Origin of the sequence: Moraxella bovis (assembly GCF_002014975.1) — a bacterium.
Classification (GTDB): Bacteria; Pseudomonadota; Gammaproteobacteria; order Pseudomonadales; family Moraxellaceae; genus Moraxella; species Moraxella bovis.
Window position 1 is genome coordinate 14,349 of record NZ_MUXV01000042.1, and the last position, 19,892, is coordinate 34,240.

A 19,892-nucleotide genomic window follows, 5' to 3' on the forward strand; every position below is an offset into this window, starting at 1 on the left:
AAACAGCAATGGGATTAAAAAATGATAACCAATATTGGCTCAATTCAAATCAAAGACAGCAAACTTCTGCAAGGGGTCAATGCCCGATTTGCCTATGACTTTGCCAAGCACGACTTGGCAATTGGCAAACCTACCAAACAAAGGCTTGGGGCAACGCTTACCGAGTGGCGACTGACCGTGCGTTTGCATTATCAATTTTGCGACCCTGCGACTGTTTTGGCACAGCTACAAACCGTGTTAAATAACGGCAATCCTGTGCCATTAGTTTTTGATTATTTAGACTATGTGGGCTATGTTACCCTTGATGATGTTGATGTAACTTTTGTGGAAGTGGCAACAAGTGGTCGCCCCTTAATCATTGACGGCAATTTGACTTTGAGTGAATTTAGTGGCGATACTACCATTCGCCCCAAAGCTCCTGCGGTGCAAGATGTCAAGGCGGTGCAACAAAACCCAATTGCCACCGCCCAAACGCCTGACATTAACACGCTACTGCCGACCGAACAGCCCTTACAAAGTTTGGAACGAGCCTTAATCGCCCAAATGCGAGCAAGGGCGTTAGTAAGACAAGCGGTTGATGTGGGTAATGGCGATTTTACCAAAATCAATGACCTAACCCAAACAGCAAGCCTATTATTTGGTGAGCTAAAAAAGAACGCCATGGTTATTTGGTAAAAGTGAGTGGCAAACGGCTGATTTTTAGCAAATTATCCGCCTTAAACAATGCCAAAAGCATTGCCACTCTTGACCGCAGTCAAATTTTTAGGGGCTGGCGATTTACCGACCAAATCCGCACTGTGCCAGAAAAGTCAAGTGTTACCAAGCACAACCCCAAAACCAAACAAACCATTAAGGCGAGTGCCAACAATACTAAAACCGAACCCAAAAAATCCGCCAATCCTAAGCAACAACCTACCAGCACCGCCAAACCCAAAAAATCACCCAAGTCCTTAGTGGTCTATGGCGTACAAAATGGCAAGGTTACGCAGGTAAATTAAGGAGCGAATAATGGCAAGGCATAGCAAAGACACCAAGAAATTAAATACCAATGCCACAAGTTTTGATGTGGCGGACAGCAAAGCACAGGCAGGGCTTGCAAATTCACAAGACAAACAATGTGAAGGGCAATTTACCGTCTCGGGCGACACACGGCTGACGGCTGGGGGTAATTTTCATTTGACGGGTTTTGGGCGATTTGACGGAAAATACCGCATTAAGCAAGCGACCCACCGCCTTAGCCGAAGTACAGGCTACACCACCGAAGTGGCATTTTGTAAAATTGATTAGGGGATAATATGGAACTTGTGTTTGGTCTGGTTCATCACATTGAATATGCACCGCTTCGCATTCAAGCAATATTGCCTGATAAGGACGATATGCTATCGCCTTTTGCTCTTGTGGTAACGCCCAGAAGTTGTAATGCCAAACACTTTGACCCACCTGTCAAAGGCGAACAAGTGGCAATCCTTTTGACCGATGATGGCGAGACGGCAATTTGTCTAGGCTCGGTGTTTAGTGATGTGGACAACGCTCCAGCAGACCGCCACCAATTCGCCAAAGTCTTTGATGACGGCACAGCGATTACTTATGACAATGACAGCCACACCTTGACCGTAAATGCCACAGGTACAATCAACATCATTTGCCAAAATGCCAACATTACTGCTGACAAAACCACGATTGACGGAGCGGTAGAAATTAACGGCGACACGACCATCAATGGCACAGCAACCATTAGCAAAGATGCCATCATTGGCGGTAGGTCATTTAAAACCCATAAGCACGGCGGTGTGCGTGGCGGTAATGGTTCTACCACGCCACCAATCTAAGCCCAAAATACCTTAAACCGCCATAAAATCAAGAAACCCACAAACCTTTTATGATAGCGTTATGAATATCAGCACCGAAACCAGCCCAATTTCCACCGCAAGCCATTGGCAACCGTCCTTAGATGATGACGGCATTGTGATTGGCTTTGCCGATGTGGAGCAAGCCATTGCCATTATCTTGTCCACGCCAAAAGGGAGCGTGCCACACCGTCCAGAATTTGGCTGTGAAGGCTTGGGGCTTTTGGACGGACAATTTTCCAAAGTCGCTCCGCTGTTTATTGCTTACGCCACCGATGCGATTTTGGCAAATGAGCCACGAGTGCAATCGGTCAAAATCCGTGCCAAGCAATATGACGAAACAAGAGTATTTGCAGGGGTGGTGTTTAATATCCAATGGACACCGATTGATAGCCTTGTGCCACAAAATATGACTTATAAGGTTTAGTGATTTAAGGAAAAAAGCAATGATAACTCGCCCCATTTTAGACAAACCGCATTTTATAGACCGTGATGTGGGTGCCATCACAAGCGAGATTATTGCCTTGTATGAACAACTGGGCAACAAAAAACTCTACCCAGCCCAAGCTGACCGCCTGTTTATTGATGTGATTGCCTACCGTGAAATGCTTATTCGCACCCAAATTCAACTGGCGTGCGAGCAGAACCTTTTGGCATTTGCCAGTGGGGTAATGTTAGATTATTTGGGCGACTTTTTTGGCGTGGTGCGTCTTGATGATGAAACGGATGAACAGCTGAGACAACGCATTCGCCTAGCCCCTGAAAGCTACGCCACCACAGGCTCACGCCAAGCCTACATTTACCACGCCTTGTCTGCTGACAGCCGAATCATTGATGCGGATGCTTTGCGTGGCGGTAATGGCGACATCTATATTCATATCTTGACCGCTGACGGTGTGGTGTCTGATGAGCTTATTCAAAAGGTGCTTGACAATACCAGCGATGAGAAAAAACGCCCCTTGTCCGACCGTGTGTTTGTGGCAGGGGCAAAGGCAAAAGACTTTCGCCTTGTGTTGGAAGTCTCGCCTTTGTCTTTGGCTGTGCCTGACAAAGTTTTGGCGGATAGCAAGGTGCGAGCCGAAAACTATACCAAAACCCTGCGAGCCAAACTGGGGCGAGATGTCGTCCCAAGTCAAATCATTGATGCAGTGTCCAGCACCGACATCTGGCAAGTCAAGGTTATAGAGCCAGCCGAGCCTATTATTTTACAAGCCTTTGAATGGGCAAACTGTACTGACATTCAAATTCAAATGGGGACAATTCAAAATGGCTAACTCTCATTTAAACGGCTTGGTTACTGATAGCGTGTTGCCAAGCCCTTTGCAAAATCAAAGGTTTTTGGTGCTTGAAAGTTTGTTAAAACGCTTGGATAGCTTACCGCCTTTTGCCTTAATAATGCTGATTGATATTACCCCAAAGTCCGCTTTGACCGCTTTTGCCGACCAGTTTAGTTTGTTTGGGGACGGCTGGGAGTTTGCCCATTCTGATGACGAACAGCGAGAGCTTATCAAGGGGACAATTCAAATCCACCGCCATAAAGGCACGCCGTGGGCTATCAAACGCACCCTTGCTTTGCTGGGGTTTGGCGATTGTGAATTGGAAGAACGCTTTGGCTATTATACACACGACCGCACCATAAGCCACGACCGTACAAGGCACTATGGCTATGGCGGACATTGGACATATTACAGGCTGATTATGCAAAAGCCCATTAGTAAAGCTGATGCCGAAAACATTCGGGCGTTACTTGCTGATGTCGCTCCCTTGCGGTGTAAATTGGCTTCTATTCATCTTAAAAATCTTAAACACGACCGCACCATCAATCACAATGGGGCTGTCCGCTACAACGGAGTAATCGCACAATGGCACTAATCAAAGAAACCGATGAATGGGTAGAAAATATTTACCTAATTGAACCTAACGACCCCGTAGAAGGGGGCGAAGATGGCGTAGATAACCGACCACATATTGAGCTTGCCAATCGTACGGCATTTTTGAACAAAAAACGCCAAGAGCAAGAACAAAAAACCCAAGAAATTGACGAAAAATCAATGGCTTAACCACCAAAGTGGACGAGATACAAGTCACCATTCAAAATGGCGGTAACAACCAATCATCGGGCGACCTTGACGAAAAGCTAGACCAAGAAATCAAAGACCGCACAGATGGCAATGCCGAATTACAAAAACAGATTGATGCGTTAAAAGAGCAGGTTGCAGAGATTGTTAAAAATAGCGGTCAAACTAATGGCGGTGCAAAAACGCCTGTTACTGCTTTTGACATTAACTTATCAACCCATTATTCTGACAATGATACACCAAAAGCATGGGGAATGAGTGTGTCAGCACAGACAACCTTTGGTGGTTTTGTGCCTGTCGTTGATGGCACTCGTTCATTGGGAGCTTATTATAATGCCACTGTTACTATCCCTGATTGGGTAACAGACAGCTCACAAGTTGTCATAACCATTACAAACAAAATTATAAATGATGCTGAAAATTACATCACACTAGATATTCCTAATCACAGAATTAACATTAGACAAGCCCCAAAAGGTTTTCCACCAAATGAAACTGCACACCCAGCAGGGCGAGTGAATGTAACTTTTTATAGATAAAAACAGGGCAATGGCTTTCTGCTGGAACAGTCAGTCATTCCCCATTGATAGCCAGCGTTAAACCACCTATCGCAAGAGTACGCCCTGTCTGCTTGTACAAGCAGGGCATATCATACCACATTATGAAGTATTATTGCACTAGGTAAAATATGAAACCCCTAAACTGTCAAAACTGCAAGCGAGTTTTATTGGAAATTGATGTTTTTAACCAGCTTGCCATAAAATGTCGCCGTTGCAGTCATTTTAATCATTTTGAGCGTGCCTTGCGTACCAATTTAGCAGACCTTGCGTCTCACAACCTGTTAAATATGGAGAAACCCAATGGCACAGCCAACCCCACAAATCAACCCCAAAGCCCCAGCCAAAAACGGCTTTAACTACAAGCCCAAATTTGGCTTAATCATCCAATGCGATGACGAACCCCACCAACAAGCCATCTTTGAACACCTTAAACAACTAGGCTACAAAGCTAAGGTGGTGGTTGTATGATTGTTAATATCCATCACACTTGCACCGACTTTGACAGCTACCGAGCACAGCGGGTCAAATCCTTGTTTAATGTAGAAACTGGGGCAGATGTCAAAATCACAGCCGACCTACCCATAGAGCCTGAACATTGGCAAGATGAAAACGGGCAAGGCGACTGGCAACTTGGTGTGATTGTCGGTCGCTCTGGCACGGGCAAAACGAGCATTGGCAAACAAATCTGGGCAGACACGCCCATTTATAAGCCCACTTGGCAAGCCGACAAACCCATCATAGACCAAATTGCCGTAGGCGACAGCATAGACAAAGCCACCGCTTGTTTGTCAGCCGTTGGACTTGGCACAGTCCCTGCGTGGCTTAGACCCTTTCAGGTGTTAAACAATGGCGAGCAGTTTCGTGCCAATCTTGCAAAAGCCCTTGCTGATGAACCAAACCGACTCATCATTGATGAATTTAGTAGCGTGGTAGATAGGCAAATTGCCTGTATTGGTGCGTCCGCCTTTGCCAAAGCGTGGAAACGCACCAAAGGCAAACAAGCCATTCTTTTGACCTGTCATTATGATGTGCTTAATTGGTTAGAGCCTGACTGGGTATATAACACCGACACGGGCGAATTTACTGTCAATCATCGGAGGTCTCTTTGGCAACGCCCACCCATTGCCTTTGACATCTACCAAACCAACTGGCGATTTTGGGAGCTTTTTGAGCCACATCATTATTTAAAAATGCCCAAAATGATTGCATCCACCAACTATGTGGCGGTGGTTAATGGCGAATTGGTGGCTCATTTGGCGGTTAGTACAACGCCTGGTCTTATAGAAGCCCGTGCTTGCCGATTGGTGGTAATGCCCGAATGGCAAGGGGCTGGCATTGGAATGCGGTTTTTAAATGCTATATGTCAAATGTGGCTTGAGGGTAACAACCGCTACAACAAGCCCTTGCGAACCATTTTTCACACCAGCCACCCAAACCTTGCACAGGCATTAAGGCGTGATAAGAAATGGACGCAGATTAGTGCCAAACTACACGGCGACAACAAAATGCGAAGTTTTCAAACCCTATCCAAAGCAAGTGGCAAGAGTGCTGGTAGTGGCTATGGCGGACATTTTAGAGCGGTGCAGGGTTTTAGATATTTGGGGGAGAATTTTAATGACGAATAAGACTTTATCTGTTATGATAGTCGGGCAAAAATGGCTTGCTGAAAGGCTTTTGGCGTGGTGTTTAACCCAGCCAGCGATTAAAGTGGTTGCTGTATCGCCCCCAAAAAAATACAGACCGTTTGGCAAGATTGGCAACCACTCACCAAATCCCCATTGCTGTCCACGACAAAACCCTAACCGCCGACCAAGTGCCGACTGGGGTGGATACCCACGCTTATTGTTTTGTGGAAAAACGAGCAAGAGACAAGGCAAGGCTTGGAGCGGTTGGCCGCCACCCAAGTCTGTTACCTAAATATAAAGGCAAAAACGCCGTCAAACTCGCATTTGATAATGGCGACAAGATTGTGGGCGGTTCACTCTATCAGCTTGACGATGGTTGGGACACAGGGCAGGTGCTGGCTCAAAAGTCGGTAATGGTTGATGATGCCGACACATTGACGAGCCTGTGGCAAAACAAGTTAACACCGATTGGGGTGGAGTTGTTTAGGGGGTATTTGGACGGGTTGCTTAACAACCCATAAATGCAATACTATTTTGCAATATGCAATAAAAAAGCGTGGTAATTATCACGCTTTTTTTGGGAAAATTTTACGCTCGGCATCACAAAAAACAGCACAACCGAAATTGTGCTGTTTTTTGTTGCCTTATTAATGAATTAGAACTTGCTGGTGAAGCTCACACCCACTTGGGAAGCATCTGAATCGCCACTACCTGTGTAGCTGTAGTTTAGACCCACTTGGCTGTTTGGTGTCACATTATAGTTAGCACCAACCTTGGCTGACCATTTGGTTTTGTCAGTATCCCAAGTGCCATACTGTACATCTGTCGCTGTACCAACATAGCGAGTGTCTAGGTTGGTGTCACGGCTAACAGCGTGAGCAACTTGCACACCACCAGTAAGCTGTAGAGCAGGTGTTGCTTGGAACACCATATCAGCACCCACACCTACCTGAGTTTGTTTTGCTTCGATGTCGTCAACAACGTTAAGACCGTCATTGAAGCTACCATCGTTTTTGTACTGCTGATGGTTAACAAAGGCATAAGGTTGTACACTCACGCCCGATGCAGTATCAATGTTTGTACCCGCTTGGATACCAGCACCATATAGCTTACCATTGTACTCAACTTTGTTAGAGTTTTCACCACGGTTCGCTTCTGTATCAACTTTGGCACCTTTTACCCAACCTGATAGATAGGCATCACCCAACTTCTTAGAAGCACCAACAGTCAAGCCAATGCTGTCAGTTTTGGTTTTGTTGCCAATACCATAAACAGATTCTTCCAAGTCAAGTTTACTTACATCAAGTTGTGCACCAACACTAATGTCGGCTGCAGTTTGAGTGCTTGCACCAACACTAATGTTGTTGCCTTTACGTGCACTTGTAGCATGCTCTAGTTCTACATCATAATCATGGTGACTGATATTACCCCAAACACCTCTTGGGGCGCTAACACGCTTACCAAATTCGGTTGCATGGTTAGCACTGTCTTCTACTGCGTTTAATGCACTGTCAGCATAGAAAGTTGGGTCAAGCTTGTATAGCTCACGGTTGGTGCTTACTGTAGAAAGTTTAGATTCTGCACCAGAATTCATGTTTTCAAAACCAGTGAATACACGGTTAGCAAATTGCTTCTCATCACTGGTCAGTGAACCTTGTGTTTCTTGTTTTTTATCTAAATCATTAAGTACTTTGTCTAGGTTTTGTGCAACACGGCTACCACTGTCATTCATGCTGATGCCATAAACAACATTGCCTGCACTTAGACGTTTGGCAGTTACTTGCACGTCATTGTTCGTGCGTGAACCACCTACCACTCTGCCATTTCTGTCTACTTCTGGCGTATATTCAACATTTGTTACTTCAAATAATGGGTTGCTTGAACGATAATTGTCAAATTGACCTTCAAGACCACGCTTAGCACGAAGTACAGTGCTACGGCTACCTGATTTGCTGATGATACCATCTTTGGTCTCACCAGTTAGATTTAGTGTACCACCTAGTTTGGCCTTACCGTCCACGGTAAGCATGTTGCCAAATTGAGCTTTTAGACCAGCATCCACGCCACGTTGAGTGTTGATGTTGTAGTCACCTCTGATGTTTAGGTTACCTTCGTTGTTAACCCAACCACCTGTTTGACGAACATTAGCTACATTACCATAACCTGTTAGTTCACCACCTTTAACAACCATGGTTGAACCACCGTTGTTACCATTTACTTCTAGTGAACCACCCTCGATGACAGAGTCGCCTTTATAGCTATTATTACCAGTAAAGACAAGTTTACCTTCACCTTTTTTGGTAAAGCCTTTATCACCTTTTAGGTCATTGTAGAATACAGATAAAGGCGTGCCTTTAGTGTCTAATTCCACATTATCCCAATAGAAACCACCATAACCTTTAGCGGCCGCTTCTGGATCTAACAAACCCCAACCATCTTCCCATGTAATGTTCTTGCCGTTATGATTAGCGACAATTCGACGGTTTTCCCAATTGACATTGCCAGGAACATAGAAATTACCCTGATTGTCAGTGTAATAAGAGCCGTAATAACCAGATGGCAATCTACTAACCTTTCTTAGTCCTTGGTAGCCATTAGGTGAATTGGCAGTAATCTCTGAGAAATCCTTGGCAGTACCCAAAATGGTTTGAGAGATATTTTCATTTTTCATCCAAGGATAAGCAGATTGCACGAGCACTGCCGTGCCGGACACACGAGCGGTTGCAGGTGATGTACCCTTATAGCTACTCAGTCTGCCATCGTTGGCGTAATTTTGGGTAGATGATGTTGCGGATACACACCATTCGGCAGTTCGACCACAATGATTCGCTTTACCAAAATCTTCTCTAGGCGAGGAGACAGTAATGAAACCTTTTTTGAAGTTGCTGTTCATGAGCGGTGCTAGGTTTTCATCATGAGCATCGTTCAAGCCTTCGTTACCTGTTGCTTTAATGATAAGCGAGTCACGATTCATAATAAGATCATGAATGACAGGCAAAGTCACTTCAGCATTGGTAATACTGGTTCTGTAAGGATTTGGATTAATCTGTCCTGTAGTAGGATTGTAATTTAGGCGCTGAGCATCGTAGTACCATTGGTCAGTGTTGTTAGAACCCCAAGAGTTGTTAAAAATCTTGACACCATGGTCTTGGTTCAGCTTACGCATCATCAAGAAATGGTTGCCACCATTTGAACGTCGATCAATACTGTCACTGCCGTAAATTTTGGCGTTGGTCATGCCGTTGTTACCAGCGATGACAGCCGCCATTTGGTTGCCATGACTACCACTAGCAGAGGTTGTTGGGATTTCAACAATGCCTGAATCATTTTCTGGCGTATAGCAGGTGGAACGTCCAGCAGAAACACACTCAATCTGTGTATCATGCACATTTGCACCAACCAAGTCTCGGTTGAAGCGGTTAATGCCTGTATCAATCACACCTACTTTGGCTTGACGTGTATCAATGGTGTTCTTTAGGTTGTCAAGACGCTCGGCATAACCATCTTCGGTTGTGCCATAAAATTTAGATGTCAAATTAGAATTATTTGACGTATCCATGACACTATAACCTGTACGTGTGCCAGCACTTGGTGCAGGTTGGTTGCGTTTTAGATTGGCTTGAACGCGTCTTGTGTAATCAGGCTGTCTCACCTCTGATGGCGATACTGGAGCAATATAGCTACCTGATATACCGCCACTAATTGGTGCCGGTGTTGGCACAGGCGTTGGAGCCGGAATCGGGGCTGGGGTCGGACGAACGAGTTCAGGAGCCGGTCTCACAGGGCTTGGCACTGGAGTTGGAGTTGGTCTAAAACGTTTAAGGAAATCTAAATAGTAATCGTAGAAAGAGTATTTAGAACTATTGTACTGTGAATCAACAATCATTGGAGCTGAGTTGGCATAACTTACCGTACTACTAGCACTAATTACCAGCATGCAAGCCATACTTAAAGGCTTAACATAGAACCCTCTCTTGGCAGGTTGAGTTTGTAATGACATATTACACCTCTTTGCGTTTATCATTGTCACTAAGTTTATCATTGCCATCAATCATCCATAACAAGTTATTATAGACAATTTATGCAATGCCCAACAACATAGCAATCATTTACCATGTTGCAATATTGATACCCTTAAAGTATCAATATTGCAACATGGTAAATGATTGCTATGTTGCAATATTGATACCCTTAAAGTATCAATTCGGTGAAACTTATTTACACAAGTTTTGGCAATTTTAATCAAAAATAAACTTAATGTCTAGATTAAGCAATTGCAGTATTATTGTATTTTCAAAAATAAGATTGTAATTGCTTGATTTATATTATTTATTTTTTTAGATAAACAAATGTTTATTATTTACAAATATTAACAGTTTAGTTAATATAGAAATAATGTATTATTTTTATGGCAATATTACGAATAAATAAGAAATATTAAATAGAGTATATATGTTCATTAATTATTGATCATCGAAACAAACACAAGTTTTTGTTTAAAATAAAAACCTTATTATCGCCACGTTTTTGCCACAACCAAGCAACATGCCAAGCAGTAGCAATAAAATATTCGGTAAATATAAGATATTTATAATATTTATACACTGATATGATTTCTTCAAAATACTCATTAATTATTAAGAAAAAATTAATAAAGAATCAATAAAAATGATAGATTCATCATACGGTACATTTGTTTATTTTTAATTACTTTGCAAGTCATTTTTATTGTATTGCCATATTATTGGATACAAAACAAATGTAAACATTATTGTAAGGATTAAAATATAGAATTAAAGCAAAATTTTAACGTTCACTCAAGTTAAGCGACAGATGATTTTTCAGCGTAAAAACTTGTCTGATAGAAAATTCACAGCCTACGTTTTCCTGCTTTTTAAATAGTCATTTTTTATTGACAACATCAAAGACGTACGCCACATAGGAAAAATAATCATTTGCATGAAAATACCTAATCGTCACTCACAAACTAATAGATGTCACAACCCGAGTTTGACGTCAGATTAATCATCCAAACACCTAGTCCATATGCACGGATATCATCTTACAGCACTTGCATTTGGCAAACCCACAGAAAGAAAACTTACACAAATAATCACAAAACTGCTTTCGTATTATTAATTTTTGTGATATATTCACAAGATTGGTTAATTTTTATTTATAACTAATTTTTATAATTATAGGTTTTGTTCCTTCATTTATATTTATAGGAAAAGATAGTCATGTCGATGAGTCGCATAAAAGCCTTTTTTGCCTTAGAAGCTGCTGGGGGCATCATCCTTGCCTTAGCTGCCGTACTTGCAATGATTGTTGCAAACTCACCTTTATCTGAACTTTATAATGCTTTTATTCATGCTCCTGTCGTGGTGCAAATTGGTCAATTTGAGATTGCCAAAGACGCTCATCATTGGATTAATGACGGTCTGATGGCGGTCTTTTTCTTTTTGGTAGGTCTAGAATTAAAGCGTGAGGCTTTGATAGGTGAGCTGTCCGATGTCAAGCAAATCGTTCTGCCTGCCATCTGTGCCATCGGTGGCATGGTCGCCCCTGCTTTGGTCTATTATGGACTAAATTATGGTGATGCTGAGGCTCTAAAAGGCTGGGCAATCCCTGCTGCCACGGACATTGCCTTTGCCATTGGCGTGCTTAGCTTGCTCGGCAACAAAGTCCCTAATGCCTTAAAAGTATTTTTGGTATCCATTGCCATCTTTGATGACATCGGGGCGATTATCATCATTGCCTTGTTCTACACGTCTGAATTATCATTGATATCACTGGGCGTGGCAGCGGTGTGTTTGCCCTTTTTATTCCTACTAAATCGCCTAAACGTCACCCGTCTCACGCCTTATCTGCTTATCGGACTTATCCTATGGGCCGCCATGTTAAAATCAGGCGTGCATGCAACCTTAGCAGGCGTACTTTTGGCATTTTTTATTCCTTTGAAAAACAACGCCGACCCTGAGCATTCACCCCTAGAAGAGCTAGAACACGATTTACACAATACTGTCGCCTTTGGTATCTTACCTCTATTTGCCTTTGCCAATGCAGGGATTTCGCTGGCGGGGACTAACATGGGCGAGCTCATGCACGGCGTACCCATGGGTATTGCCCTAGGTCTGTTTATTGGTAAACAGCTTGGCGTGATAATTCCTGTGTTTTTGGTCGTCAAAATGGGTTTGGTCAAACTGCCCACAGGCACAAACTTCATGCAAATCTATGGCGTCTCTCTGCTTTGCGGTATCGGCTTTACCATGTCGCTCTTTATCTCGGGGCTTGCCTTTGGCGGCATTCCTGAGGATTATGACCCACGTTTAGGCATTATCCTAGGCTCGCTTATCTCGGGTATTGTGGGTTATTTTGTCTTGCGTGCCAACATCAAAGACGCTGACCATCCCACCCTTGCCAAAAATGATGAGATGTATTTAGGTGTTGGCGAACCGCCCAAACATTAATCATGCCAAAAACAAAAAAACAAAAAGCGGGCAACATGTCCGCTTTTTGTTATCTGATCTTTTCATTTATCCGTGTTTGTCATACAATAAACCAACTTCATTACCCATCAGTGCCATCATTATCAGCCCCATGATTTAAGGAAACTCCCATGTCTTATCGCACCGTCCTTGATTTGGCGTCCGCCTTATCTGATACGGACAAGCTAAAACTGGCTTATCATCTGCTCGGGCAACTCATGCTTGCCCAAAACCCATCATCCGCCCCTACCCAAAAACTGCCACCCTCTGCCGATTATGACTATTGCTTGGAGCGAGTGCTAAAAAGCAAGCCCAATCGCCTGCCTGCCCTACGGACATTTTTAGAGGCGATTTTTAGCTTTCGGGGCGGTCAAAATGCTGATATCGATGACATCATCAAGCGTTTAGAGCTTAACCATGTCATCAAAAAAGACGGCGATAACGTGGTGTATTTGGTCGATTAGGGCGTGCCTGCTAGCCTTGCCACAAGCTCACTCATAGACTCATCACGGCAGTCCGCCACGCCCACATCACTCCATAGGCTCATCAGCTCGCTGTTTTGGGTGGTTGCTCCATGGGCTCGCAGGGATTTTGTCATGGCGTTTAGCGTGAGATAGTGTGGCAAGTCATTAAAATATAGCTTTTGAATAAAATAAAGTCAAGGCATGATGGCTATTTTAAAAGAAAATGATGATTAGGGCATACCTGCCTTTTATCACATCAGTTTTTCACGATAAAAGTTGTGTTAAAGTTTTTTACAAGTTTACTCTTATTTTGAAAAAATTTGTTACAAAAGGCAGTGGAATTTCATTTATAATAAATATATCATTTAAATGATAACTGATTTTATTTTTATCTTTTAAGGAGATTGTCATGCAAAAATTATTGATTGCGACTGCTGTGGGTGCCTTGGTGTTGACAGGCTGTACCACGAATAACAGCCAAACCATCAAACAGCCCAAACCCCAAGAAATGCAAGGCAAGCACGCCCACAAACATGGCGACAAGCATGAGTATAAGCATGGCAAAAAACATCATCATGGCATCATGTCAAAAACCTATGTCTGCGACCAAGATGCCAACATTGTTGCCAACTACAACCCTGATGCCGAGCAAGCTCTACTTAACATCACCGCTCCTAGCTTAAGCCTAACTGGTGCCGATGTTGAATTAAGACTCGCCCCTTCTGCATCGGGCATGCTGTTTGTTAATGACATCAATCCTAATTCAAAATATGAATGGCGCACTAAAAACAAATTTGGTGCGTTGGACATAACCACTGCTGATGGCATGGTGTATAGCCTAAAATGCGAAAGCACTCACCCCATGCACAGCCATGCTCACTGATGGTAGCGAACAAGTTAGCCTGTCTTGGCTAAATACAGCCAAATAAAACGCATAAGCCATGCTTGTGCGTTTTTTAATCAATAATAAAAGGCAATCCGCCATGAAACCTATTACAAAAAAAGCATTCCTACTCACCGCCCTACCCATGCTCGCACTCACAGGCTGTGCTACAACTGCCACATTAAAACAAGCCGACTGCTCATCTGCCAACTGGGGGCAGGTGGGTCTTGCTGACGGTCTGCGTGGAGCAAGCAGTCAAGAGATATTACGCCATGCCAAAACCTGCCAAGGGCTTGCCACGCCTGACCGTGCGTTATGGGAGCAAGGTCGCCAAGCAGGGTTAAAATCCTACTGCACCATAGACAACGCCTACAACATGGGGCGAATGGGCTACACCTTACAAGGCGTGTGTGATGTCGGCGACAGCAAGACCCTAGAAGAGCTACACCGTGCCAACATGATGGGCTTAGAGCAACATCAGATGAGCGAACGCATGACCCGCATGCATTATGGTTATGGTGGTTGGTATGGCTATCCGTACCATCCTTATTGGTGGTGGTAAAGCCAATTTGGGTGATTTTTAAAATATCAGTCCAATAAGCAGTGTGTGTTACACGCCCTACGGTTGCTCATGATAATAGACTTCTTTCCAAACCCCGATTTTTATAGATTTTTAAAAACTTCAAACCCAGTGTTTATCAGGGTTTATTTTTAGTTTGGAAAGAGATTTAATATAGACAATGTAAAATATCCTTACACCTTTTTATTTGTCTATTTTTTCATGATAAGCTGGCAGGTATAATTGACGCATTCTGCCTTTAATATGCCATGCTTTTGTAGTAGCTCTGCCCCAACCATTTGCTCTGTCAGCATTTGCTCCAACACCGCTTTGCCGTCATCGCCATATAAGGCAGTGACAAGGGCGTGGGCTTTTTTGGCGTGGGCGTGGCTTGCCTGCTTGATGGTATCGCTGTCTTTGGGATGAGCATAGTACCATGCCAGCTCAAAGAGCTTATCCGACTCGATGACATATAGGGGCGGTTCGTGTCCTGATGTATAACTGTATTTGTCCGCCATAGCCCCATGAAAATCCAAGGCGTCCGACTTGGTGGCGGTCGGAGCTATCAGCGTTTTGGCACGCTCAAACCCGCCCTGCCCTGTCTCATTGATGGCAGGATTTGCTTGCCAATTTGCCACATCATAGACCACTTTTTCATAAACCTTTGGCTCGCCGTCATCTTGCACCACATCCTTGTGCGTGGTAGGACGAAAAAACAACGCCAATACCACAGTACAGGCGATGATGACCGCCCAGATGATGGGGGTTTTAAAGGATTTTTTGGCAGGGGCAGAATTGGTGTCGGTCATGGCTGATATAAATGGTAAATGGTAAAATGGCTTGCGTTAGCCGTTAAATGGTGGGAAAATAATGGCGGTTATTGTAGCCGTTTTTGGGTCATTTTAACAGTTTTTATTTTGGTAGTAGTCTAAAAAGTATGCCAAACTAGGTTTTCCGTTCGCCCTGAGCCTGCCTGCGAGTAGGAAAACCGTTAGGTTTACCAAGCTCACCACGAACGGTTTTCTTTGCAGCATGCTTTTTGAACCAGAGCCTTTATTTTAAATTCATCAGGACAATGTATGCACCACTTTATCGTCATCGGCAACCCAATTAGCCACTCCAAAAGCCCTGCCATTCATACCGCCTTTGCTCGCTCTGTGGGGCTTGACATCAGCTACAACCGCCAATTTTGCCCTGATGATTTTGGCAGTTTTAAGGCGGTCATCGAAGCGTTTTTTCATGGCGGGGGCGTGGGGGCGAATGTAACCTTGCCCTTTAAAGAAATGGCGTTTGACATCTGCCAAGAAGTCGGTACATTAAGCGAATACGCCAAAAACGCAGGGGCGGTAAACACACTTGCCATAAAAGATGGTAAGCTCTATGGCGATAACACGGACGGTCGGGGGCTGGTGGCGGATTTGGTGGGGCGTGGCGTGGATTTGCACGGTAAAAAAGTCGCCATACTCGGGGCAGGTGGGGCAACTCGGGGAGCGATTTTATCGCTTATCCAAAGTAGTGCGGTAGTGTCGGTGTTTAATCGCACGCTTGCCAAAGCCCAAACACTCGCCCAAGAGTTTGCCACACAGGGCATTACTATCAACGCTCACGGCTTAGACGAACTCACAGGGCATTTTGATGTCATCATCAATGCCACGTCCGCCACGACCACAGGGCAAAGTCTGGATTTGGGTGGTGTGTCGGCGGATGTGGCGTATGACATGATGTATGGCAAACCGTCTGCTTTTTTGGAGCATTTTAACACCGCCAAACAGATAGACGGCATGGGCATGCTTATCAATCAAGCTCGCTTATCCTTTGAGCTGTGGACAGGTCGGGCGGTGGATTTGGATAAGGTGGTGCTAGATTTATAATTTATTTTTATAAAAATAATAAAAATTTATGAAAAATAGTTATTTTTAACACAAAACCCCTAGCATAAATCACAAAATAAGGTATAGTAAGGAAATGATGTTTTCACACATTTCCCCTTTATCCTATTTATCTATCACAAAGGAGCTGTCTTATGCTAACGTACAAAGCCCCCCTACGGGACATCAAATTTCTCATCAATGAAGTCTTTGATTATCCAGGCCACTACAAAACCTTTGAGCATGGCAAAAATGCCGACAGCGAAACGGTTGGCATGATTTTAGAAGGCTTTGCCGACTTAGCCGAAAACGTCATCGCCCCCCTGTATCAGTCAGGCGATGCCGAAGGTTGTCATTTTAAGGACGGCGAGGTTACCACACCCAAAGGCTTTAAAGAAGCGTACGAGCAGTTCGCCCAAGGGGGCTGGCAAGGCATTGCCTACCCTGAACAGTATGGCGGTATGGCTCTGCCAATGTCGCTCAATCTCATCAAATCAGAGATGCTTGGCACCGCCAACTGGTCATTTGCCATGTATCCGGGGCTATCGCTTGGAGCGGTCAATACCATTTTGGAATACGGCACGACCGAGCAAAAAGACCTATACCTACCCAAGCTCGTTACTGGCGAGTGGTCTGGCACCATGTGTCTGACCGAAGCCCAGTGCGGCACCGACCTAAACCAAATGAAAACATCCGCCAAACCTAACGATGACGGCACTTATGCCATTAATGGCTCTAAGATTTTCATCAGTGCTGGCGAGCATGACCTGACCGAGAACATCGTACACATCGTACTGGCACGCCTGCCTGATGCCCCTGCTGGCACCAAAGGCATTTCGCTATTTATCGTGCCAAAATTCCTGTCTGACAATGACGGCAACATGGGCGAGCGTAATGGCGTGAGCTGCGGCTCTATCGAACACAAAATGGGTATTAGTGCGTCCGCCACGTGCGTGATTAACTTTGACAACGCCACAGGGTTTTTGATTGGCGAGCCAAACAAAGGGCTAAAAGCGATGTTCACCTACATGAACACCGCCCGTGTCGGCACTGGCATTCAAGGCTTGGCTCACATGGAGCTTGCTTTCCAAAACTCACTGCCCTATGCCAAAGAACGCCGTTCTATGCGTGCCTTGTCTGGCACCAAAGAGCCTGACAAACCTGCTGATGCCATTCACTATCACGCCGATGTCCGCCGTATGCTACTGACCCAAAAGGCATTTACCGAAGGGGCGAGAAGCATGATTTATCACGTTGGGCGTTATTCGGACAAACTGGCGGATGCGACCGTGCGTGGCGACAAAAAAGAGATTGAGCGTTGGGAAGACAAAATGGGCTTTTTCACGCCTGTACTAAAAGGCTTTTTGACCGAAATCGCCCAAGAGTCTGTGAAAAACGGCTTGCAAATCTTTGGCGGTCATGGCTACATCAAAGAATGGGGCATGGAACAAATCGCCCGTGATGCTCGTATCAGTACGCTGTACGAAGGCACGACAGGCGTACAAGCCCTAGACTTGCTCGGTCGTAAGGTACTGCTACAAGGCGGTGGTAAAGTGGTGCGTGATTATACCGCCAGTATCATGAAGTGGTGTGGCGATTATGCCCTTGACAAAGACATGCGTAAATACGTTTGGGCATTGACCAAGCTGTGTGCCGAATGGAACGTCCTAACTGGTCGCCTTGCCATTACCGCCAAACGCAAAAACCGTGAGATTATCTCGGCAGCGTCCGAAGACTATCTCATGTACTCAGGCTATGTGATGATGGCGTACCACTGGGCAAGAATGGCGGCGATTGCCTTTGATAAGATGAAAAATGGCGGTGAACAACCCCGTGAGTTCTACCTTGCCAAAACCCAAACAGCAGAGTTTTACTTTGATAAAATCCTACCACGCACGAGTGGGCTTGCCGACAGCATGACCGCCCCAAGCGAAGTGATGACCGACATGGACATTGAGCATTTTATCATTGATTAATCATTCGCTTACAAATCATCAAAAACCACTCATCAATTTGGGTGGTTTTTGTTTGGCTTGGGCGTGTTGAATGTTGGTGTTTGCCATGAAAAATGAGAAAAATCGCCCGTTTTTCAAGGAAAAAGTGAAGTTTGATAGTCATTCTATCAAACGAGCTTTTATTATGAAAAACAAGATTTAGCCATTTTTCATGCAAAAATAGATTAAAAGCATAAATCTTTATAAAATACAAATAAATGTTATCAATATTCAGTACGCCCTTGTCAATCACGATTTATACAAATATTCATGGCATTTTGTGGTAAAATTTGCCCTTTATAAATCTTTTAAATAAACGATACCATGACCGACATCAACCCATTACACCCCAACCCACAAGCCCCAACCGCCCTAAACCCCAAACCCAACGACATCATACCACCCAAATCCGCCTACCTTGCCAAACATGGCGACAAGCGTATCCTAAGGGTGGTATCTATCAATGTCAATGGACTAAGAGCATCTGAGAAAAAGGGCTTATTTGACTTTATTGTCAAGTCGGACGCAGACGTGATATGTATGCAGGAGACACGGATAACCCATGGGCAGTGGACGGATAAATTTAAGCCTGTGGGTTATCATGCTCATCTATTCCCTGCCGAGAGAGCGGGATATGCTGGCACAGCGATTTATAGTAAATTGCCCTTTATCCCAACGGACGGGCTGGGCTTTGACACTGCCGACACGCAAGGGCGGTTTACCTGTGGGCAGTTTGACCTCAGTGAATGGGGACTAGATACACCTGTACACATTGCGTCTTTGTATTTGCCGTCTGGCTCATCAGGCGATGACGCTCAGGCTCGTAAAGATGAGTTTTTGGAAAAATATAAAGCCATTTTAAAACGCTGGCGAGACGAGAACAAATCCATCATCGTCTGCGGTGATTATAACATTGTGCATAAACGCATTGATATCAAAAACTGGTCGGGCAACCAAAAAGCGTCTGGCTGTCTGCCCCACGAACGGGCGTGGCTTGACCATATTTATGATGATTTGGGCTATGTGGATACGTTTCGGGTGGTGCGATTTGACAGCAACATTTATTCGTGGTGGAGCAATCGTGGGCAGGCTCGTGCCAAGAATGTCGGCTGGCGGATAGATTATCACGCTTGCTCACCTGACTGGAAGGCTCGCACAGTAGGGGCGTGGGTTTACCGAGATGAATGGTATTCTGACCACGCTCCTGTGGTGGTGGATTATGTGTTGGGCTAAGTTTGGGTAAATAAAAACGTGGTGAGTGCCACGTTTTTATTTTATCAATAAATCATTGGGATTGGTTGGATTTTAATAAATCAAGCATTTGTTTTAATAAGGAATTTTCATTTTGTAATTGGGTGATGATTTCATCTTTATGGGTAATGATAAGTTGTAATTTGTCATTTTCATGAACTAAATTTTGCTCATGATTTGGATTGCTATGATAAATAATTGCTCCATTATTTAGATTTTCGTTTGTACAATTCTCATTAATTAATAAAAATACACCATTATCATTATTATGAATT

The 19,892-nt window shown here is 44.2% G+C and carries 23 protein-coding genes; 20 read left to right on the forward strand and 3 right to left on the reverse strand.

The features are described 5' to 3' along the window. Positions 1-21 precede the first annotated feature (21 nt). From B0182_RS10160 to B0182_RS10215, 13 genes are all read left to right on the forward strand, one after another. Positions 22-675: a phage tail protein gene (locus B0182_RS10160; protein WP_078274831.1), complete on the forward strand. Its 654-nt coding sequence runs from the start codon at positions 22-24 to the stop codon at positions 673-675. Next, positions 669-998 carry a hypothetical protein gene (locus B0182_RS10165; RefSeq protein ID WP_143821715.1) on the forward strand — a complete coding sequence of 110 codons (330 nt, stop codon included), beginning with the start codon at positions 669-671 and terminating at the stop codon, positions 996-998. The genes B0182_RS10160 and B0182_RS10165 overlap by 7 nt, the downstream gene beginning before the upstream one ends. 10 nt (positions 999-1,008) lie before the next feature. Beyond that, positions 1,009-1,287 (forward strand): hypothetical protein, encoded by a 279-nt coding sequence (locus B0182_RS10170; RefSeq protein ID WP_078274833.1) that lies wholly within the window; start codon positions 1,009-1,011, stop codon positions 1,285-1,287. 8 nt (positions 1,288-1,295) lie between these two features. Continuing rightward, positions 1,296-1,829 (forward strand): phage baseplate assembly protein V, encoded by a 534-nt coding sequence (locus B0182_RS10175; RefSeq protein ID WP_078274834.1) that lies wholly within the window; start codon positions 1,296-1,298, stop codon positions 1,827-1,829. Positions 1,830-1,890: 61 nt separating this feature from the next. Continuing rightward, positions 1,891-2,274, forward strand: coding sequence for a GPW/gp25 family protein (locus B0182_RS10180; RefSeq protein ID WP_078274835.1), 384 nt, complete (start codon positions 1,891-1,893; stop codon positions 2,272-2,274). A gap of 19 nt (positions 2,275-2,293) precedes the next feature. Beyond that, positions 2,294-3,121 carry a baseplate assembly protein gene (locus B0182_RS10185; protein WP_078274836.1) on the forward strand — a complete coding sequence of 276 codons (828 nt, stop codon included), beginning with the start codon at positions 2,294-2,296 and terminating at the stop codon, positions 3,119-3,121. After that, complete coding sequence (locus B0182_RS10190; protein WP_078274837.1) at positions 3,114-3,719, forward strand: phage tail protein; 606 nt, start codon at positions 3,114-3,116, stop codon at positions 3,717-3,719. Before B0182_RS10185 ends, B0182_RS10190 begins: the two co-directional genes overlap by 8 nt. Further along, entirely contained in the window at positions 3,710-3,907 is a 198-nt protein-coding gene (locus B0182_RS10195) for a hypothetical protein (RefSeq protein WP_078274838.1), read from the forward strand. The genes B0182_RS10190 and B0182_RS10195 overlap by 10 nt, the downstream gene beginning before the upstream one ends. Positions 3,908-3,915: 8 nt before the next feature. Continuing rightward, positions 3,916-4,464, forward strand: a complete 549-nt coding sequence (locus B0182_RS10200; protein WP_078274839.1) for a hypothetical protein — start codon at positions 3,916-3,918, stop codon at positions 4,462-4,464. Between the two features lie 149 nt (positions 4,465-4,613). Then, positions 4,614-4,841 (forward strand): Com family DNA-binding transcriptional regulator, encoded by a 228-nt coding sequence (locus B0182_RS15355; protein WP_078274840.1) that lies wholly within the window; start codon positions 4,614-4,616, stop codon positions 4,839-4,841. Beyond that, a complete protein-coding gene (locus B0182_RS14555) occupies positions 4,786-4,953 on the forward strand; it encodes a hypothetical protein (protein ID WP_162860443.1) in 168 nt (55 codons plus the stop codon). The genes B0182_RS15355 and B0182_RS14555 overlap by 56 nt, the downstream gene beginning before the upstream one ends. Next, on the forward strand, positions 4,950-6,110 hold the full coding sequence (locus B0182_RS10210; protein ID WP_078274841.1) for a GNAT family N-acetyltransferase: 1,161 nt from the start codon (positions 4,950-4,952) through the stop codon (positions 6,108-6,110). Before B0182_RS14555 ends, B0182_RS10210 begins: the two co-directional genes overlap by 4 nt. An 86-nt stretch (positions 6,111-6,196) precedes the next feature. After that, complete coding sequence (locus tag B0182_RS10215) at positions 6,197-6,631, forward strand: formyltransferase family protein (protein ID WP_244893680.1); 435 nt, start codon at positions 6,197-6,199, stop codon at positions 6,629-6,631. A 134-nt stretch (positions 6,632-6,765) separates the two neighbouring features. Here B0182_RS10215 and B0182_RS10220 read toward each other — a convergent pair whose 3' ends face one another. Beyond that, positions 6,766-9,891, reverse strand: coding sequence for a S8 family serine peptidase (locus tag B0182_RS10220; protein WP_143821716.1), 3,126 nt, complete (start codon positions 9,889-9,891; stop codon positions 6,766-6,768). A gap of 1,459 nt (positions 9,892-11,350) precedes the next feature. Here B0182_RS10220 and nhaA point away from each other — a divergent pair. Both nhaA and B0182_RS10230 read left to right on the forward strand, forming a co-directional pair. Next, on the forward strand, positions 11,351-12,580 hold the full coding sequence (gene nhaA / locus B0182_RS10225; protein WP_078274843.1) for a Na+/H+ antiporter NhaA: 1,230 nt from the start codon (positions 11,351-11,353) through the stop codon (positions 12,578-12,580). A gap of 149 nt (positions 12,581-12,729) precedes the next feature. Then, positions 12,730-13,062 (forward strand): hypothetical protein, encoded by a 333-nt coding sequence (locus B0182_RS10230; RefSeq protein WP_078274844.1) that lies wholly within the window; start codon positions 12,730-12,732, stop codon positions 13,060-13,062. Here the strand turns inward: B0182_RS10230 and B0182_RS14390 are convergent. Then, a complete protein-coding gene (locus tag B0182_RS14390; RefSeq protein WP_158079689.1) occupies positions 13,059-13,196 on the reverse strand; it encodes a hypothetical protein in 138 nt (45 codons plus the stop codon). The genes B0182_RS10230 and B0182_RS14390 overlap by 4 nt on opposite strands. A 275-nt stretch (positions 13,197-13,471) precedes the next feature. On the opposite strand from B0182_RS14390, the gene B0182_RS10235 reads away from it, so the two are divergent. Beyond that, a complete protein-coding gene (locus tag B0182_RS10235) occupies positions 13,472-13,945 on the forward strand; it encodes an MliC family protein (protein WP_078274845.1) in 474 nt (157 codons plus the stop codon). A gap of 100 nt (positions 13,946-14,045) precedes the next feature. Beyond that, positions 14,046-14,507, forward strand: a complete 462-nt coding sequence (locus tag B0182_RS10240; RefSeq protein WP_158079690.1) for a DUF2799 domain-containing protein — start codon at positions 14,046-14,048, stop codon at positions 14,505-14,507. Between the two features lie 209 nt (positions 14,508-14,716). Here B0182_RS10240 and B0182_RS10245 read toward each other — a convergent pair whose 3' ends face one another. Beyond that, positions 14,717-15,313 (reverse strand): hypothetical protein, encoded by a 597-nt coding sequence (locus tag B0182_RS10245; protein WP_078274847.1) that lies wholly within the window; start codon positions 15,311-15,313, stop codon positions 14,717-14,719. Between the two features lie 270 nt (positions 15,314-15,583). Here B0182_RS10245 and aroE point away from each other — a divergent pair, with 270 nt between their 5' ends. The 3 genes from aroE (at position 15,584) to B0182_RS10265 (ending at position 19,599) form a co-directional block, all read left to right on the forward strand. Beyond that, entirely contained in the window at positions 15,584-16,375 is a 792-nt protein-coding gene (gene aroE / locus B0182_RS10250; RefSeq protein WP_078274848.1) for a shikimate dehydrogenase, read from the forward strand. A 152-nt stretch (positions 16,376-16,527) separates the two neighbouring features. Then, on the forward strand, positions 16,528-18,348 hold the full coding sequence (locus B0182_RS10255; protein ID WP_078274849.1) for an acyl-CoA dehydrogenase C-terminal domain-containing protein: 1,821 nt from the start codon (positions 16,528-16,530) through the stop codon (positions 18,346-18,348). Positions 18,349-18,762: 414 nt separating this feature from the next. After that, positions 18,763-19,599 carry an exodeoxyribonuclease III gene (locus tag B0182_RS10265; RefSeq protein ID WP_078274863.1) on the forward strand — a complete coding sequence of 279 codons (837 nt, stop codon included), beginning with the start codon at positions 18,763-18,765 and terminating at the stop codon, positions 19,597-19,599. Positions 19,600-19,892: the final 293 nt, after the last annotated feature.

Coding starts and splice junctions, on each gene's coding strand:
- B0182_RS10160 (WP_078274831.1), top strand. CDS start 22: ATGATAACCAATATTGGCTCAATTCAAATCAAAGACAGCAAACTTCTG.
- B0182_RS10170 (WP_078274833.1), top strand. CDS start 1,009: ATGGCAAGGCATAGCAAAGACACCAAGAAATTAAATACCAATGCCACA.
- B0182_RS10175 (WP_078274834.1), top strand. CDS start 1,296: ATGGAACTTGTGTTTGGTCTGGTTCATCACATTGAATATGCACCGCTT.
- B0182_RS10180 (WP_078274835.1), top strand. CDS start 1,891: ATGAATATCAGCACCGAAACCAGCCCAATTTCCACCGCAAGCCATTGG.
- B0182_RS10185 (WP_078274836.1), top strand. CDS start 2,294: ATGATAACTCGCCCCATTTTAGACAAACCGCATTTTATAGACCGTGAT.
- B0182_RS10190 (WP_078274837.1), top strand. CDS start 3,114: ATGGCTAACTCTCATTTAAACGGCTTGGTTACTGATAGCGTGTTGCCA.
- B0182_RS10195 (WP_078274838.1), top strand. CDS start 3,710: ATGGCACTAATCAAAGAAACCGATGAATGGGTAGAAAATATTTACCTA.
- B0182_RS15355 (WP_078274840.1), top strand. CDS start 4,614: ATGAAACCCCTAAACTGTCAAAACTGCAAGCGAGTTTTATTGGAAATT.
- B0182_RS14555 (WP_162860443.1), top strand. CDS start 4,786: ATGGCACAGCCAACCCCACAAATCAACCCCAAAGCCCCAGCCAAAAAC.
- B0182_RS10210 (WP_078274841.1), top strand. CDS start 4,950: ATGATTGTTAATATCCATCACACTTGCACCGACTTTGACAGCTACCGA.
- nhaA (WP_078274843.1), top strand. CDS start 11,351: ATGTCGATGAGTCGCATAAAAGCCTTTTTTGCCTTAGAAGCTGCTGGG.
- B0182_RS10230 (WP_078274844.1), top strand. CDS start 12,730: ATGTCTTATCGCACCGTCCTTGATTTGGCGTCCGCCTTATCTGATACG.
- B0182_RS14390 (WP_158079689.1), bottom strand. CDS start 13,196: ATGACAAAATCCCTGCGAGCCCATGGAGCAACCACCCAAAACAGCGAG.
- B0182_RS10235 (WP_078274845.1), top strand. CDS start 13,472: ATGCAAAAATTATTGATTGCGACTGCTGTGGGTGCCTTGGTGTTGACA.
- B0182_RS10240 (WP_158079690.1), top strand. CDS start 14,046: ATGAAACCTATTACAAAAAAAGCATTCCTACTCACCGCCCTACCCATG.
- B0182_RS10245 (WP_078274847.1), bottom strand. CDS start 15,313: ATGACCGACACCAATTCTGCCCCTGCCAAAAAATCCTTTAAAACCCCC.
- aroE (WP_078274848.1), top strand. CDS start 15,584: ATGCACCACTTTATCGTCATCGGCAACCCAATTAGCCACTCCAAAAGC.
- B0182_RS10255 (WP_078274849.1), top strand. CDS start 16,528: ATGCTAACGTACAAAGCCCCCCTACGGGACATCAAATTTCTCATCAAT.